13 protein-coding genes are annotated in these 16,729 nt (G+C 56.8%); 8 read left to right on the top strand and 5 right to left on the bottom strand.

The genetic code is table 11. The annotated features are described in order from the left end of the window. Genes IEN85_RS05070 through IEN85_RS05050 form a run of 5 tightly spaced genes read left to right on the top strand, consistent with a single transcriptional unit; the run spans position 1 to position 7,582 of the window. Positions 1–975 carry an ABC transporter ATP-binding protein gene (locus IEN85_RS05070; protein ID WP_191615980.1) on the top strand — a complete coding sequence of 325 codons (975 nt, stop codon included), beginning with the start codon at positions 1–3 and terminating at the stop codon, positions 973–975. Then, the gene (locus tag IEN85_RS05065; protein ID WP_191615979.1) at positions 972–2,438 is read left to right on the top strand and encodes an ABC transporter permease; all 1,467 of its coding nucleotides are present in this window, start codon (positions 972–974) and stop codon (positions 2,436–2,438) included. The genes IEN85_RS05070 and IEN85_RS05065 overlap by 4 nt, the downstream gene beginning before the upstream one ends. After that, positions 2,435–3,316 (top strand): DUF58 domain-containing protein, encoded by an 882-nt coding sequence (locus IEN85_RS05060; protein ID WP_191615978.1) that lies wholly within the window; start codon positions 2,435–2,437, stop codon positions 3,314–3,316. Before IEN85_RS05065 ends, IEN85_RS05060 begins: the two co-directional genes overlap by 4 nt. After that, positions 3,313–5,061 (top strand): BatA domain-containing protein, encoded by a 1,749-nt coding sequence (locus IEN85_RS05055; RefSeq protein ID WP_191615977.1) that lies wholly within the window; start codon positions 3,313–3,315, stop codon positions 5,059–5,061. The genes IEN85_RS05060 and IEN85_RS05055 overlap by 4 nt, the downstream gene beginning before the upstream one ends. Before the next feature lies 1 nt (position 5,062). Continuing rightward, positions 5,063–7,582 carry a VWA domain-containing protein gene (locus tag IEN85_RS05050; RefSeq protein ID WP_191615976.1) on the top strand — a complete coding sequence of 840 codons (2,520 nt, stop codon included), beginning with the start codon at positions 5,063–5,065 and terminating at the stop codon, positions 7,580–7,582. 88 nt (positions 7,583–7,670) lie between these two features. On the opposite strand, the gene dcm is transcribed toward IEN85_RS05050, so the two are convergent. After that, entirely contained in the window at positions 7,671–8,690 is a 1,020-nt protein-coding gene (dcm, locus tag IEN85_RS05045) for a DNA (cytosine-5-)-methyltransferase (RefSeq protein ID WP_191615975.1), read from the bottom strand. Between the two features lie 204 nt (positions 8,691–8,894). Here dcm and IEN85_RS05040 point away from each other — a divergent pair, with 204 nt between their 5' ends. Next, positions 8,895–9,299, top strand: coding sequence for a BlaI/MecI/CopY family transcriptional regulator (locus IEN85_RS05040; protein ID WP_224772449.1), 405 nt, complete (start codon positions 8,895–8,897; stop codon positions 9,297–9,299). Then, positions 9,292–10,950, top strand: coding sequence for a M56 family metallopeptidase (locus IEN85_RS05035; RefSeq protein WP_191615973.1), 1,659 nt, complete (start codon positions 9,292–9,294; stop codon positions 10,948–10,950). The genes IEN85_RS05040 and IEN85_RS05035 overlap by 8 nt, the downstream gene beginning before the upstream one ends. A 59-nt stretch (positions 10,951–11,009) precedes the next feature. Here the strand turns inward: IEN85_RS05035 and IEN85_RS05030 are convergent, their stop codons facing one another. The 4 genes from IEN85_RS05030 to katG form a co-directional block, all read right to left on the bottom strand. Then, the gene (locus IEN85_RS05030; protein ID WP_191615972.1) at positions 11,010–11,984 is read right to left on the bottom strand and encodes an NAD(P)-dependent alcohol dehydrogenase; all 975 of its coding nucleotides are present in this window, start codon (positions 11,982–11,984) and stop codon (positions 11,010–11,012) included. Between the two features lie 24 nt (positions 11,985–12,008). After that, entirely contained in the window at positions 12,009–12,401 is a 393-nt protein-coding gene (locus tag IEN85_RS05025; RefSeq protein WP_191615971.1) for a cupin domain-containing protein, read from the bottom strand. Positions 12,402–12,469: 68 nt separating this feature from the next. Next, a complete protein-coding gene (locus tag IEN85_RS05020) occupies positions 12,470–13,018 on the bottom strand; it encodes a hypothetical protein (RefSeq protein ID WP_191615970.1) in 549 nt (182 codons plus the stop codon). Positions 13,019–13,229: 211 nt separating this feature from the next. Next, entirely contained in the window at positions 13,230–15,389 is a 2,160-nt protein-coding gene (gene katG / locus IEN85_RS05015) for a catalase/peroxidase HPI (RefSeq protein ID WP_191615969.1), read from the bottom strand. A gap of 194 nt (positions 15,390–15,583) precedes the next feature. On the opposite strand from katG, the gene IEN85_RS05010 reads away from it, so the two are divergent. Then, positions 15,584–16,486, top strand: a complete 903-nt coding sequence (locus IEN85_RS05010) for a LysR family transcriptional regulator (protein ID WP_191615968.1) — start codon at positions 15,584–15,586, stop codon at positions 16,484–16,486. The last annotated feature ends 243 nt before the right edge of the window (positions 16,487–16,729 follow it).

Here is a 16,729-nt window from a genome sequence, read left to right as displayed (position 1 = left end):
ATGAGTTTGGATACGTCACAATCGGAAGAGCCAGCGATCTGGGTGGAGAACCTCGAACGCCGATTCGGATCCCTTAACGCGGTGGATGGGATTTCCTTTTCCGTAGAACGAGGCAAGGTGGTTGGCTTCATTGGAGCTAATGGCGCCGGAAAGACCACGACCATGCGCATCCTCTCGACCTTGGACGTGCCTGACGCAGGTCAGGTGCGGGTCATGGGTTACGATGTCGTTTCTCAGGCAGCCGAGGTCCGGCGCAGCCTAGGCTGGATGCCCGACGCTTTTGGCAAGTACAAGAATCTGGACGTGATGGAGTACCTGGACTTCTTCGCCCGTGCCTACGGCTTGAAGGGGGCATTGCGGCGGCAGCGCTTGAAGGAAGTGAGCGAGTTCACGGAATTGGACCAGATTGCGAGGAGCCCGGTTTTCACCTTGTCGAAAGGGCAGAGCCAGCGGCTCAGCTTGGCTCGTACGCTTTTGAACGATCCGGCGGTGCTTATACTGGATGAACCGGCGGCCGGCTTGGATCCCAAGGCTCGGGTGGAGCTCAAGCGCCTGGTGCGTTTGCTCGCTTCGATGGGCAAGACTCTGTTTATCAGTTCACACATCCTCTCGGAGCTGGATGAGGTTTGCGATAGCTTGCTCTTCATAGAAAACGGGAAGATCCTTTTCCAAGGCAAGTCGGACGATTTGAAAGGGCATTCGGAGGAGCGTCTGCTTTTGGAAATCGAAACGGAAGGGGATCCTGCCGCTCTTTTGGCTTGGCTGCATTCCTCTCCCGCGGTGCAAGTCGACCGGGAGTCCGGAAAGACCTGCTTCGTATCCATCGATGCCACTACAACGAGTCGCAAGGAGCTCCTGCGTGACCTGATCAAGGACGATTTGCCGATTGTGGGATTCAGGAAAACGGAGCGAAAGCTCGAAGAAGCCTTCATCCATCATTTGAAGGTGGCGGGAGAAAGGAAGGTCGGATCATGATAAACAGAATCATAGGGATTGCGGACGCGTACGTCCCCTCTGTCGTAGCCAAGGAGATACGGCAAGGTCTCAACGGCTGGGGCTTCCTGGCTCAGTTTTATGGAGTGCACGCGGTCCTGGCCTTTTTGACTTTGGCTCAGATGGCGGTGCTCACGCAGGGACATGAGGGAAACTTCCTCATCGAGCGTGGCGTTTTCTGGTTCATGATGGGAGCCTACTTCCTGTTCCTCGTCCCTCTAATGAGCATCAATGCGGTTTCTTCGGAGAAGCAGGGCGGAACGATCGAGTTGATTCGTATGACGGGATTGGGGGCTCGCGGGGTAGTATGGGGGAAGTGGGCCTATCAAGCCTTGTTTGTCTTGATTGTGGGCGTATCCGTTTATCCTTACATTGTTCTGTATCACTTCGTGTCGGGAAGCGATGTCGTGGGGGAGAGCCTTATGCTGCTTTTCTTGGTTATCGGATCCTTGGTTGTTCTTGGTATCTCGGTGGGTGCCTCTGGCTATGGAACGAATCACTTCAAGTCACTGGTATTCGTAGCGGTTTTGCTGACCTTGTTTTTCGGCGGGGTTGGGATCTACAACAACATGATTCGTCGGGGAACCCAGCTGCTGGGCGGAGAAGGCTTGCTGCTTTTGCTCGGGGTGGGGGGCGTGCTGATGGTCTTCATGCTGGAGGTAGGTGCCGCCCGGGTGGGTTCCAGAGTGGATGGGCATTCTTTTGTCATTCGCTTGCTCGGACTCTTGTTGCTGCTTGTTCCGCTAGGCTTGATAGGCTTGGATATCTTTCCCGAGTTTTGCCTGGCTGCATCTTTCGTGGTGATCATCGTGGTACCCTGGTTTGCCCTCATGGAAGCGCCGGTAATGGTTCCAGGGCCCTATCGCAAGTACGTGCGTTGGGGCGGCATTGGGCGGGCATTGGGGCGATTCCTTTTCTATCCGGGGTGGGCGACGGGGGTCGTTTATTCAAGCGTGATGCTGTTGATCTTCGTGGCCGGACTCTTTACCTGCGCCCATCTGGATTTGGCGGATATTTCGCGGAAGGATGCGATGGAAATGAGTTACGTGTTCATCGCGATCGCTACGATCCCGTTTCAGGTTTGTTTGGTGCGGGCGATCTTTCAGAAGCATGAAACGGATTGGGCAATCTCGAAGGTGATCGTCGTCAACGTTGCCCTCGTCTTGTCCGCTTTCGGCATGGGGATCGTAAAGGTCTTTTTCGGAATCGACCTCACGCCGTGGACTTCCTTCATTCCGAGCAACGCTCTTATCTATTCCTTTTTCGGTGCCTTCAGTCATGGCTCCGACTTCGGCGCCCACCAATTTGTTGCGGCTTTGGGGCAGTTCGTGATCGCCTTGTCGCTCATCTTGATGGGGCAGCGGTATTGGAGTCGCTACGAGGGCCTGGAGGCGAGGGCGCTTGAAATCAATCGCTCGCGTGCGACCAAGGGCCGTGCCCGATGATAGAGGCCGAGGACTTGTCAGAATTGTTGCGGGAGCGCTGGGCGAAAGGCTCGGGGCTGGCTCGCAAGTACCGATTGAACTTGCGGCAGCCGAAAGTATCCGGCGCCAACGGAAACTGGTTGGGGGTAGGCATTGGCAGCTCGGTGGATTTCCAGGACCATCGTCCCTATGCGGTGGGAGACGACCCGCGCTACATCAATTGGCAGGCCTATGCTCGTTCCGGGGAATATACCATGAAGCTCTACCGCGATGAGGTGAGCCCTTCTGTGGACCTGGTGTTGGACGCTTCCGATTCCATGGGCCTTAGCCGGGAGAAGTTGGGCGCCGCCATGGAGCTTTTCTATTTCTGCGTGGAGAGCGCGGTGGGGCAAGGAGCGGCACTCAAGTGTTACTTGCTCGATGAAGCAGGTTGCCGATTCCTCAGCTTGGAATCATTGCGGGGCGCTTCCTGGCTTGAGCTCAAGGGGAGTCAAAGCAGGGGATTGGTGCCTAAGTTTGAGGCGATCCCCTGGCGCGCCCAATCCGCCCGTATCCTGATTTCGGACTTCTTGTATCCCGGCATGCCGAGCGAGCTGCTGAGTCGCTTCGGCATGAGCGCCTCTTGGAAAGCGTTGCTTCGCGTCTATTCTGAAGCGGAGGCGAATCCCGACTGGAACGGAGGGATGAAGTTGGTCGACAGCGAAACGGCTGCCGAGCGGATTCTCTATTGCGACCAGGCTTTTTTGAAGTCGTATCGAAATAACTACGACAAGCATTTCTCGTTGTGGGATGAATACGCACAAAGAAATGCGGTGGCGTACTTTAGCGTTAAGGACGAGGACCTGCTGGGCGAGCAACTGGCGAACTCGGGGATTTTGAGTGGCTTGATCGCGGTATGAACGTCTATTTCGCCAATCCCTTAGGCTGGACCGCTTTGCTCGCAGCGCTTCCTCTCGTTTATCTGCACTTCTTTCGCCGGCAGACGCGTAAGCGGGTCGTGAATACGCTCTTTCTCGTCGATAAGGCTTCGCAAAATCGAGAAGCGGGCAACCTGCGGGAGCGCTGGCGTCAGTCCGCTTCCTTTTGGCTGCAGCTGTTGGCTCTTGCCCTCTTAGCTTGGCTCCTGTCGGAACCACGGTGGGCCGACTCGCACAAGCTTGGAAAAGTCGCAATTGTCTTGGATTCCTCGGCCTCGCTTTCCTCCTTCGAGATGAAGGCGGCGGAACAGGTGGCCAAGCTTGGAGATCTGATGGAGCGTCGACTGCCTCAGGTTGAATTTACCCTACTGGAGAGCGGTCAGAGGGGGGCGGCTCTGTACCGGGGGCGGAAACTGGCCGATTTGATCGATGGCATGGCGAGCTGGAAACCTCGCATGGGAAGTCACTCTGCGCTGCAGCGATTGAAAGATGCTCGGGAGTGGGCAGGTCGAGATGGAGTGGTGGTTTGGGTGAGCGATCAGGAGAATTTGGATACGCCAGCAGGTGTGGAGTCTTTGCTGGTTGGAGAGTCGATCGAGAACGTCGGGGTCGCAGGGGCTCGATCGTTTCGCTCGGACGGCGCGGATGGTTGGCGTGCGATCGTTACCAACTATGGCAGGGAAACGGCTCGTCGCGAGTGGTGGTTGGAGTTTGAGGGCGGAAAAAGCCCGAGCAAGTTGATCGAAATTGAAGCTGGGAAGTCCTTGGCCTTGGAAGGACGATTCCCGGAGGGCGAGACGGCGGTGAGCATAGCGCTGTCCGAGGATGCCTTCGTGTTGGATGACTATGCTCCCTTGGTGGTGGAGCGCGGCAAAGTACTTTCCGTATGGATTCCCTCGGCGGATCCCAACGCTGGGCTTTTTCATCGCCTTGCGGAAAGCATGTCAGGTAGTCGCTTCGTGGAGAAGGCGGAGGAAGCTGATCTAAAGCTGCTCACCGTCTCGCCGGATGCCGCTTGGGATGGAAATGGCCCGGGAATTTACTTTGTTGCGAGCGATGGAGAAAATAACCGTCCGCTCGCGGGTGGAGTAAACATTCCGAGTAACCACGAACACAATACAAGCCTTTCCTGGGAAGGGCTCTACACGAGGGAAGGGCGGCGCTTAGAAGCTGCTGCGAACGATTTGGTTCTGCTGTGGCAGGATGCGGAGGCTTTGATATTTTTGAGGGGAGAGGCGCTCGTGTTCAACTTCGAGTTACGTGAATCGAATTTGGATCGCATACCCGCATTCGTATTGCTGGTCTGGCGTTATTTCGATGCGCTACGGGAACGGAAGCCTGGATTTGCTTCGGTCAATTGCGATGTCGGTCAATCGCTGGTTCTCCCGCTCTCGCAGGATAGAGGCACAGCCCAACTGCTTGCTTGGCGTGGGGATAAAACGGATACGGATGTGATGTTGATTGGCCCGCGTTTCGAAGCGCCCAGCGAACCGGCTTTTTTCCGGGTCGAGCAAGCGGGCGAATCGCTTATGTTTGGAGCTGCCCGGTTTGCTGATGTCCGAGAGTCAAATTTCCAGAGGGCATCTTCCCGCTTCGATTTCGAAGCCTTCGATGCGAGTTTGGTGGAAAGCTACTACGACGCAGATTTTTATTCGTCGTTTTGGTTGTTGTGTCTGGGAGGGGTGATGCTGGCGGCGTGGGCAGCCTGCTACCGGGAGAATTTGTAGAATGGAGTTCGCGAATCTAGAGTGGTTGCTGCTCCTGCCGTTGGGGGCCTTGCTCGCCTGGCAATTCCCTTCGCTGGGCCTGTACAAGCCCTGGCGAGCGCTTTGTTGGCTGCTCCTGGTAGCGGTGATGGTGGATCCGCAGCTTCGCCTGAAGCTGAAGGGAATTGATCTTTGGGTATTGGTGGATCGCTCCGACTCGGTACGAGAGTGGACGGAGGAGCGCCAAAGCGAGTGGGAAAGCATCCTTCGCGAGAGCAAGGGTGAGCACGATCGCTTGCGCTTGGTCGACTTCGCTACGGACGCTCGCGAACGTTCCGCCAGCGAGTCCAGCTTCGTGCTAGAGGATCGAAACGCCTCCAAGCTCGGTCTTGCCCTGCGGCAAGCCCTGATGTTGCGGGACGAAACGCGGGCTAGCAAAGTGTTGTTGCTGAGCGACGGCTATTACACTGACTCTTTGGACGGTTTGGAGGATGCCTTGCTTGCGGCGGGGATTCCTTTCGACTATCGGCTTTCCTCCAAGCGAGTGCATTCGGATTTTCAGGTGAGCCGATTGGAACTGCCGGATGGGGTGAAGGTGAACGAGGCCTTTGCAATCGATGTTCGCTTAGAGGGCGGCAGAGACGAGACGGTGGCCTATACGGTATATCGTAACGAGCATGCGATCCATAGCGGGCGCGCCCAGCTGAACGAGGGCAGGCGAGACCTGCGTTTCTTCGATCGGTTGGAGCGTGCGAGCTCGGTAGCGTATTCGGTTTCGATAGACGTAGAGGGCGACCAAGTTCCAGGTAATGATCGCATGACGCGTTGGGTGAAAGCGGAGGGACCCAGTCGCGTTTTGCTTATCTCGAACTTCGTGCAGGATTCAGTGGCGCAAGTTTTGCGAAAGGGAGGCTTTGAGGTGGAGCGAACGAGTGACTTTACGAGTTTAGACGTTCGTAGCCTTTCGGGAGTTAGCGCTGTGGTGATCAACAATGTATCCGCTAACGAACTACCGGCAGGATTTCTCAAAGCAATTGATTTCTTTGTGCAGGAGCAAGGCGGAGGCTTGTTGATGTTGGGAGGTCCGTCGAGCTTTGGTTCTGGTGGGTACTACGGTTCGCCTTTGGAACCGCTTATTCCTGTTTCCATGGAGTTAAAGCAAGACCACAAGAAACTGGCCGTGGCGATGTGCGTTGTGGTGGATCGGTCCGGTAGCATGAGCGCCGGGGTCGAGGGAATGGAGGGAATGCGTAAGATCGACTTGGCCAACGCAGGGGTGGCTCAAGCGGTAAGCATGTTGGGGAGACAGGACGCGATTGCGTATTTAGCGGTGGATACGGAAGCCCATGTGGTAGTGCCTCTGACGGACGTGCATTCGAATCGGCCACAGATCCTAGATCTAGTGAGGCGGGTGGACAGTTTAGGTGGAGGCATCTATGTCTACGAAGGGCTATCGGCGGGTTGGAAAGAGCTACAGCAAAGCCAAGCGGGCCAGCGGCACATGATTCTATTCTCTGATGCAAGCGATTCGGAAATGCCGGGCGATTACAAAGCCTTGATAGAGGAGATGGTGGAAAAAAAGACGACGATCAGTGTAATCGCCCTCGGCCGCCCGACCGATTCGGACGCGGACTTGCTCAAGGATATTGCCCAACGGGGCGGCGGTAGGATTTTTTTCAATACGAATGCAGCGGACTTGCCAGCCCTCTTTACTCAAGAAACGGTGGCGATTGCCCGTTCCGCTTTTATCGAGGACGAGACGCCGACGCTGGCGACTGCGGGCTGGATGGAGTTAGGCGCGGGGCAGGTCGATTGGCTTCCTTTGGTGCAGGGTTATAATCTCTCCTATTTGCAGGAGGGGGCCACCATGGCGCTGGCTTCCGATGACGATTACCGCGCTCCTTTAGTGGCCTACTGGCAAAAAGGGGTGGGCCGCGTGGCGGCAGTAACGTTTGCCATGGGCGGGCAGCATGCTTGGCGGGCCCAAGCATGGGAAGAGTACGGCGATTTCACGCAAACCTTGGGGCGCTGGCTGAGCGGTGGCCGACAGCAGGATGGCGTAAGCTTGGAGTCGCGTATTGAGGGGAATCATTTGACTCTGGAGCTATTCTACGACGAGAGCCGCAAGGAGTTTTTAGGACAGCAGTTTCCTGCGGTAAAGCTAGCGGAAGGGCAGGAAGTACGAGAGGTGGTTTGGCAAAGGGTCGAGCCCGGTCGTATGCAGTTGACGCATGCGCTTTCTACGAACGTTCCGGTCCGTGGGGCGGTGCGTCTAGGTGACAGGGCTCTGTCGATGGGGCCGTTCTTTGTGGGAAGCGACGAGGAATGGCGTACGGATTTGCAGCGTATCCAGAACTTGGGGGCGCTCTCCAAGAAAACGGGAGGGAAAGAGCAGGTGGATCTGAGCAAGGCTTGGCGACATCCGCCCCAGCTGCAGTTGATGTCGCTGCGGCCTTGGCTGTTGTTGGCTCTGGTGTTGGCCTTCCTTGCCGATGTGGCGATTACGCGGCTGGGATATTTCCGCTACCTTTGGAAGCAGTAGGCGCTTCTTTGTGGGGGCGTGCTTGTCACGCGAATCGTCTGGGTCGCCGTGACCTAGGCGGGATTCGCGGCCAAGGTCGCTCCTACAGCTAAGAGGCCGGTGTGGGCGGCTTCACTTGCTCGAAAAGGCTTTCGAGGAGCGTGTGTACCACGTCGACTGTGAAGGCGTTGCCAACTTGGTGCAGCAGGTCCGTTTCCTTTACGCCGTAGACGCGTTTTTGGTAGGTCTTGTCGAAGCCTTGCAAGCCGAGTCCCTCCAGGCCCGAGATCTTGCGGAGTTCTCCGTCGCGAGCGTAGAGCAATCCGTGTCGTCCGGAGCGCAGGGTGGGCGCCACTTTCTTGAAGAGGCGAAGGTCGGACTGGCGGGTGTCGATGATCGTGAAGTCAGGCAGGGCTTTGAGGTCGTCTACGGTGGTTCCCGATGGCTTGTTGTATTTGTTGTTCAAATACTTCTCCAGGTAGGCGTAGCCTTCAGGGGTGACGGCGAATTTAGGATCTTTTGAGGTAAGGATGTGGCGGAGCTGCTTCTGCTTCTTCTTGCGCTCGGGGAAAGTGAATTCGAAATCGTCTGAGACTAGGTCCTCGCGGATGCCAACGAAGTAGACGCGTTCGCGCATCTGAGGGATTCCGTACTCCTCGGAGGAAACAAGTTTCCAAGTGACCTTGTAACCGGCGGAGCGGAGCTCGATGAGGATCTGCTTGAGGGTCTCGCCCTTGTTGTGGCTGATGAGGCCCTTGACGTTTTCCAGCAGAAAGTAGTTTGGCTTCTTGGCGGCAAGGATGTCGCTGAGTGCGAATATGATCTGTCCGCGAGGGTCCTTGAAGCCTTCGCGGCGGCCGACGATGGAGAAGGTTTGGCAAGGGAAGCCGCCTAGCATCACGTCGAAATCAGGCACTTTATGCGGATCCATCTTGGTGAGGTCACCCAGGTCGATGAGCGGTTCCCAGAGGGTTTCCAGGTCGTGCAGCATGCGGTAGGTCCGCTTGGCCTTGGCGTCGATCTCGGAATAGCCGACGCATCCTCCCCCCAGTTTTACGGCGGCGGCGTGGCCGGCGCCAATGCCGGCGCAGAAGTCGAGGAAGCGGAAAGTCGGGTTGTCGGCGTGCATGGAAAGGAGGTTTTGCGGCGGAAAAGGGAGCGTCTCCGCAATTGTGAAAGCGATGAGGTGTAAGGAGGATCCGCCAAACGTCAAAAGGCAAAACGCGCGGTTTTTGCCAGCTTCGCTCGCTCTCCTGATGTCGAGCTCGGTTCCGCGGAAAGAGTTTTTATTTGACTCTACGACAATTGTAGTAGTAACTACTACACGATGTCCATGAAGAAGAAATCTACTGGTGAGAAGCTCAGTCCGATGGAGTTGGAGATCATGCAGTCTCTATGGAAGCTGAAGGCGGCTTCGATTCGGGAGGTCCAGGAGTCTCTTCCGGAAAAAAGGCAGGTGGAGTACACGACCGTGCAGACTATCGTCTATCGCTTGGAAAAGAAGGGGGCGGTGCGGCGGGCCAAGAAGATTGGCAATGCTCACATCTTCGAGCCGACGGTGACCAAGAAATCAGCCATTGGCTCGATCGTGGACGATTTTCTATCTTTGTTTGGCGGGTCCGCGGAGCCAGTCATGCTGCACATGGCGGAATCGGGCAAGCTGTCCTTGGAGGATCTCAAGGCCTTGGAGGACGCCATCAAGCAGACTCAAGGCAAAAAGGGAGGCGAGAATGAGTGAGTGGAGTTACTATTTGCTCTCCCATCTTTGGGAGTCGAGTTTGTTCGGGATTGTATGCGCATTATTGATACTGGCTCTTGGGCGTTCCTGGAGTTTCAGTCGACACTTTCTCGCGTGGGCGAGCTTGCTGAAGTTGGTCGTTCCCTTTGCAGTTTTCGCTTCCCTTTTCTCGTGGATGAAAAGTTCTTGGCCTGCTGGCGATAAAGGGGAGTTCGTGGGATTCGGGTATTTGGATCTGACGGCACGTACCCTGAAAATAGATACATGGGTTGATTTGGGAACGGAGACAATTCAGGCTCAGGCTGTTTTCCCTTGGGAGCTTATGATCGTAATCGCTTGGGCCGCGGGATTCGTGGCTCTTGGAATCTATTGGCTCCGCCAGCATGCGAGGGTGGTAGAGTCGCTACGGTCGTCGAGTCTTCCCGCAGGTAGAGAATGGCAGGTCCTCGCGGAACGCGTATGGAAACGGCCTATACGGAGGATGCCAAAGATCCTCATCAGTCAAGACAGCCTTTTAGCTGCAGGCGTATTTGGAATTTTTAGACCAATAGTCATTATTCCCGCTACTTTGAATCAGGCTCTCTCCGTTGCGGAGCGCGAAGCGTTTTTGCGTCATGAATTTCAGCACGTCTACAAGCGTGATACCCTTTGGCTCTTCGTCCAAACATTCATTCGAAATCTATTCTGGATGCATCCCTTGGTGTGGTGGCTGGATCGCCAGATAAGCGCGGAGCGCGAGATTTTGAGGGACGAAGAGGTTATCCGAAAAACCGAAAACGTAACATCATATCTAAACTGTCTGATGAAAGTATCAAAGATTAAGCTGCCCAGCAGCTATGCCACCAGTGTGGGAATTATGGGGGCACCTTTCGCAAAACGTATCAAGTCAATCACGCGGATCGGCCGCTCGAGAGTAGGAGATTTTGCCTCTGCAGTGGGGAGCGTCGTCGCAGTGTCTGCACTGACTATTTTATTGTCCGCTTCCATGTCGCTGAGCGAAGTGAAGGCTGCTACCGATGAAGAGAAGGGGGAGGAAGCGGAGGTTAAGCTAGAGCCGAGTCTTACCGATGCGGAACAGGCGTTGGTGAAGAAAGTCATCGCTGATTTGAAGGAGAATGGAGACAAGGAGTTGGCTCTGGACAGGATCTATGAGGCGATAACTGAGGATTCATCTGCGGCCTTGGAGTTCATCGCTGCTAACTTTCACGCGGAAAAGGGTGACGTGGAGAAAGCGATTCAGTTCTACCAGGTAGCAGCTGACAAGATGCCCACGTTCCGTCGCGCGATCCGCAACATGGGGATCATGCAGGTGAAGTTGGAGGATTACGAAGGCGGTAAGGAGAGCCTGCTCAAAGTCAGGGAATTAGGGGCTGAAGACACGACGACCTTGGGCTTAATTGGTCTTTGTTATGTGAATACAGAGGATTTCGTCTCGGCGGAGCATTACTATCGTTTGGCCATCGAAAAGGATTCTACGGTTCGCGATTGGAAAGTCGGCTTGGCGAAGGCCCTGCTGAAGGCAGAGAAATATTCCAAAGCGGAGCCTCTTCTCGTTTCCTTGCTGGAGGAAGCTGAAAACGAGGGCGACACGCGTCGGGCAGAGATATTGCGAGCGTCGCTCGAGAACGCCCGTCTCAGTATGGGCAAATAGAGACTTACCACACCGTGCGAGCAGTCCGGGCCTTCGTGGTTCGGGCTGCTTTTTTGTTGTCAGTCAATTTCGAGCACAATGGATCCGTTTCGCTCTTCGGACTCTACTTTTCGGTGGGCTTCGGCTGCTTGATCCATGGGGTAAGTTGCGTCGACGAGCGGGGTGAGCTGGCCGGACGCGACGAGTGTTTTTAGTTCCGCGAGTTCTGCGGGGGATTCGGCCGCGAAGGCGGTGTAGATGGGATGTTTTGAGTAGAAGCGATTGAAGAGGGACTTCATCAGGTCCGCGAAACGGGGATTGCCGGTGGCGTAGCGTCCGCTAGGGGCGAGGACGCTGAGGCATTTGCGAAGATTGCTGCTAACGACCATGTCCAGCATCGCGTCGTAGTGGATGGCCTCTTGGGTAAAATCGGTTTCGGCGTAGTCGATGAAGCGGTCGGCTCCGGCCTGCTCGATGATGGAACGTTTGCTGGCTTTGTCGACGACGGTGACGGCGGCCCCGCGGGCTTTGGCAAGCTGGATCGCGTAGAGGCCGATGCTGCCGCCTCCTCCGTTAATGAGGATGTGTTCCCCTTTCTTAAGCTCCAGTTTGTTGAGGAAGTGCAGGGCGTTCAGACCGCCCAGCGGAATGGTGGCGGCCTCGGTGAAGCTGGCGTTGTTGGGGATATGCTTGATAGTGTAGTTGCGGGGCAATGACAGGAATTGAGCGTAGGCGCCGAAGCGCATTTTAGAACAGCCGAAAACGGGGTCGCCTTTTTTGAAGGGGGAGTCGGGAGGTTCTTCGGAAGCGATTTCGCCTGAGAAATAGCCGCCTAGTATTGGATTTCTGGGAGCGCGGATTCCGAAGGCGAGACGCAGCGGAAGGGAGAACCATTTAACTGCGAAGTGGAAAGCGCGAAACTCGCAATCGGCCTTGGTGACCTCTGCCGCGCGAACGCGAACTAAGACGTGCTTTGCATTCGGTTTAGGCGAGGCGACTTCTTCGACCTGCAGGACTTCTGGGGGGCCGTATTTCCGGAAGGTGACTGCTTTCATGGACGTCGCTTGGGCTGCAAACCTTCAGAGGGGTGGCCCCATGAGCTCGAGGTCGTGCTCGGCGAAGAAGGCGGGGAGGTCTTCAATCTGATCGAGCTCGGTCGAGATCCGGTGGAAGAACGCTTCGGATTTGCCGGCGTCGAGCAACTCGAAGTGCAGCGTGCCGGGGGCGTCGCCCACGTTCTTGAAGCTGTGCACGGCGCCGGGTGGAATGCAGATGCTGCCGCCGGCAGTGAGGGTGACTTGCTCTCCGTCTTTTTGGAAGAGGAAGGTACCGTCGATGATATGGAAGATCTCGTGTTGTTGGGTGTGGGTGTGGAGGGGCGGGCCAACTTGCGGCTGTACGACTTCGCGGAAGACTGCGGAGCGTCCGTTGGTTTGGGAGGAGGGGATGAGGCAGGTGATATCGAATTTCATAGGCTTTAAAGTGCGGGCCTATGAAAGACGATTCTTGGGGAACTGCAAAGCAAAGTGTGCAGGCAAGGTCAGGCCTTTTGCTGATTCATCTCCATGGTAGGGAACCAGCGTTCTCCGTCCGGCGAGAATTCTCCTTTCTCGTGCCAGCGGTGACCGTTTTCGGTGAAGGTTATCGTGAAACGTATTTGCCCTCCGGGGATCTCGTATCCCCAGCGGAACTTGGCGTTGGCTTCGAGGACTTCGAAGCTGGCCTGTGTGTTCAAACCTTGGAAAATGTGCGTATCGAACTTGTAATTACGGGTGAGGGGATCGAAGCAGAGGGTAGCGAGGGCATGGTGTACCTTCTGGTCGTTCTCGTCGGTGCCGCGTCCTTCGATCAGAAGCACGGTTTCGTCGAGCTTCCACTGGATGCTCTCGCGCACGGCCGCGTTTTGGCGAGTGCCGTCAGGGCTCATGGTCCAACTAGTGCCTTCCCAATCGCCTACCATGATGGAGAGTTCTTGCATCGCTGCTTGTACAGGAGCTTTGACGTCGGGCATTTGGGCTTGAAGCGTAGCAAGGCCGAGGCTGCTGGTGAGTGAAATGAAGGCGAGGAATTGAGCGAGCTTGGATTTCATGGAGGGGATTGTAACAGCGTTTTCGTGGCGGCGCAGGTGCCATCGGTCATGGTGGGGGAGTTTCGAAGGGAGCGCCGCGCTTTGGTCTTGCAACGCGGTCGCTGGCTAAAGTGGGTGATGTCCCTGCGGTCGGTACAGCGCTACGGAAAAGGGCGACTTTCGGATCTGCCGAAAGTCGCCCTGTTGAATGTCTGGTGGTTGGTCCTGCCGCTTACTTTTTCAGGTCGAAACGGTCGGCGTTCATGACCTTGGTCCAGGCGGCCACGAAGTCCTTGACGAACTTTTCTTGGGCATCGTCGCAGGCGTAGACTTCGGCCAGGGCGCGTAGCTCCGAGTTGGAGCCGAAGGTGAGGTCGACGCGGCTGGCGGTGCGCTTGATTTCTCCGGTCTTGCGATCGCGCCCGTCGAAGAACTGTTCGTCCTTTGACTGCGGGAACCAGGCCACGCTCATGTCGAGCAGGTTGGCGAAGAAGTCGTTGCTGAGGGTGCCGGGCTTGTCGGTGAAGACCCCGTGGCTCGAGCCGTCCCAATTCGTATCGAGAACGCGCATGCCACCGATAAGAACGGTGAGCTCGGGCGCGGTGAGGCCGAGGAGCTGGGCCTTGTCGACCAGTAGTTCCTCTGCGGATACGGTGTAGCGCGCCTTCAGGTAGTTACGGAACCCGTCGGCCATCGGCTCCATCGGCTCGAAGGCTTCCACATCCGTTTGCTCTTGCGAGGCGTCCATGCGACCCGGGGTGAAGGGCACTTTGATGGGGTGTCCGCCGTCTTTTGCGGCTTTCTCAACCGCGGCGCAACCGGCGAGCACGATGAGGTCGGCGAGCGATACGGTCTTCTCGAAGTCGTCTTTGATGGTTTCGAGGGTACCGAGCACTTTATGGAGTTGGGTCGGCTGGTTGACCTCCCAGTCCTTCTGGGGCGCGAGGCGGATACGGGCACCGTTGGCTCCGCCGCGCATATCGGATCCGCGATAGGTGGAAGCGGATGCCCAAGCGGTGGAGACGAGTTCCGAGACGGTGAGTCCGGAGTCTAGGATCTTGCCTTTCAGCGTTTCGGCGTCGGCCTCGCTGATGAGCTCGTGATCGACGGCGGGGATGGGGTCCTGCCAGATCAAGTCCTCGTCCGGAACCTCCGGACCGAGGTAGCGGGCTCGAGGGCCCATGTCTCGGTGGGTCAGCTTGAACCAGGCCCGAGCGAAGGCGTCGGCGAACTGGTCTGGGTTTTCGTAGAAGCGTCGCGAGATCTTTTCGTATTCCGGATCGAAGCGGAGGGAGAGGTCGGTGGTGAGCATCCTTGGCTTCTGCTTCTTTTGCGAGTCGAAGGCATGCGGAATGTCGTCGGGAGCGTCCTTGGCCACCCATTGGTTTGCGCCGGCCGGGCTTTTTTCGAGTTCCCACTCGTACTTGAAAAGGTTTTCAAAGTAGTAGTTGCTCCACTGGGCAGGCGTCTGGGTCCAGGTGACTTCGAGGCCGCTGGTGATGGCGTCGGCGCCTTTGCCCGTACCGTGGGTGCTGGTCCAACCGAAGCCTTGCTCGTGGATCTTGGCGGCTTCGGGTTCGGGGCCGACGTGGGCGGCGTCGCCGGCTCCGTGGGTCTTGCCAAAGGTGTGGCCGCCGGCGATGAGGGCGACAGTCTCTTCGTCGTTCATAGCCATGCGGGCGAAGGTTTCGCGGATGTCGCGGGCTGCGGCGATGGGGTCGGGGTTGCCGTTGGGGCCCTCCGGATTGACGTAAATGAGGCCCATTTGCACGGCGGCGAGCGGGTTTTCAAGGTCGCGTTCGCCGGAGTAGCGCTTGTCGTCGAGCCAGACGTTTTCCTTGCCCCAGTAGATGTCCTTTTCTGGCTCCCATACGTCTTCGCGTCCGCCGGCGAAGCCGAAGGTCTTGAAGCCCATGGACTCGAGGGCGACATTGCCGGTGAGGATCATGAGGTCGGCCCAGGAGATCTTGCGTCCGTACTTTTGTTTGACGGGCCAGATGAGGCGCCGGGCCTTGTCTAGGTTTCCGTTGTCCGGCCAGCTGTTGAGAGGGGCGAAGCGTTGCGAGCCGGTGCCGCCTCCGCCGCGCCCGTCGCCGGTGCGGTAGGTTCCGGCGCTGTGCCAGGCCATGCGAATGAAGAATGGGCCGTAGTGACCGAAGTCGGCGGGCCACCAGTCCTGGGAGTCGGTCATGACTGCGTGCAGGTCTTTCTTGACCGCCTGGAGGTCGAGGCTGTTGAAGGCCTCGGCGTAGTCGAATTCTTCGCCCATGGGATCGGAGAGCGAGGAATGTTGGCGCAGGATATCCAGCTTAAGCTGGTTTGGCCACCAATCGTGGTTGGCGGTGCCTTGGCCTGCGGAGTGGTGGAAGGGGCATTTGCTTTCTGAGGACATAATTGGATACTTGGGTTTTTAGGTTCGCTGAAGCTTATTGCTAAATGTCGAAAGTCCAACGCCCGAGGGCATTTAGGTTCGTAGTTTGCAGGCGGGCTTATGGGAGTGATGGCGCCGTTTCCTACGACGAAGAGAGGCAAGAGTAGCGCTATTCCCTTGATAAGGGAAATACTTGTTATTCATATTTTGCATAGATGAAGTCTATGGAGATCCATCAGCTCCGCTACTTCGTGGAAGTGGTGCAAACGGGCAGTTTCACGCGAGCAGCGGTGCGTTGCTCGGTTACGCAACCGACTTTGAGCCACCAGATCAAGAAGCTGGAGCAGGCCTTGGGGGAGCCTCTGTTGACGCGCAGTCGCAAAGGTGCTCAGACAACGGCCTTTGGGCGCTCCTTCTTTCGGCGGGCGATCACGATCCTGGGCGAGGTCAAGGCGGCCAGCGAAGATGCGTCGGCTTACCAGGGAGAGACTCGGGGAGAGCTGCGTATCGGGGTGATCCCGACGATCGCTCCCTATCTGATGCCCACGGTTTTAGGGATGGCGAGGGAGCGGCTGCCGCAGCTTACCTTCGATATCTCCGAGGATACGACAGAGAACTTGCTGGTATCCATGAAGGAAGGACGCGTGGAGTTGGCCTTGTTGAGCTTGCCGGTCGAGGGAGATGAATGGGTCACGGAAGAGCTGGCCCAAGACGAGATCCTAGTGGCGTTGCCTGAGAAGCATCGCTTGGCCAAGAAAAAGGGAATCCAGCTTTCGGATCTGATGAGCGAACCTATCATTTTGATGAAGGAGGCTCACTGTCTGCGAGGGCAGGCGCTCGCGATTTGCAATAACATCGGCTGGAGTCCGGAGGTGTTTTTCCAGAGCGCTCAAATAGAGACTTTGGTGTCGATGGTGGAGGCTGGCTTTGGCGTTTCCTTCGCCCCGGAGATTGCCCGCCAGCGCTTGCAGGGTAGGAAGCTCGCATTGCGGTCCTTGGCGCCGGCCCCGGTCTATCGCTCGATTGCTCTCGTCCATCCGCGGCAAGCCGCCCAGACGCGTGCGTTTCGCAGCTTCTTGGAGGTTTGTCGCGCTGGGCTTGGAAAGTCGTCAGCTTGAGCACAGGTGCCCGAATGCCTTGCTTGCGCTGTATCAGAAAGAGCCTGACAACTGACTCATAATCCCGCTCCCTGAAATAGCCGACGGAGTTCCTGCATGGATTCGCAAGTCGTCTTGCTCAAAACTTCCGCGCTGAGTGAGGCGGAAAAGCGGTCTCAACCGACTGTCCGTCAAATATTTTCATATGAGAAATATGTAGGCGGGGCAGAGTGTCAGCCCGTGGGGATTTTGCGTCGCGTGCGC

The sequence above is a fragment of the Pelagicoccus enzymogenes genome (assembly GCF_014803405.1).
In the GTDB taxonomy this organism is placed as follows: Bacteria; Verrucomicrobiota; Verrucomicrobiia; order Opitutales; family Opitutaceae; genus Pelagicoccus; species Pelagicoccus enzymogenes.
Note: the sequence above shows the minus strand (reverse complement) of the source record. Positions and strands in the feature narration are given on the sequence as shown.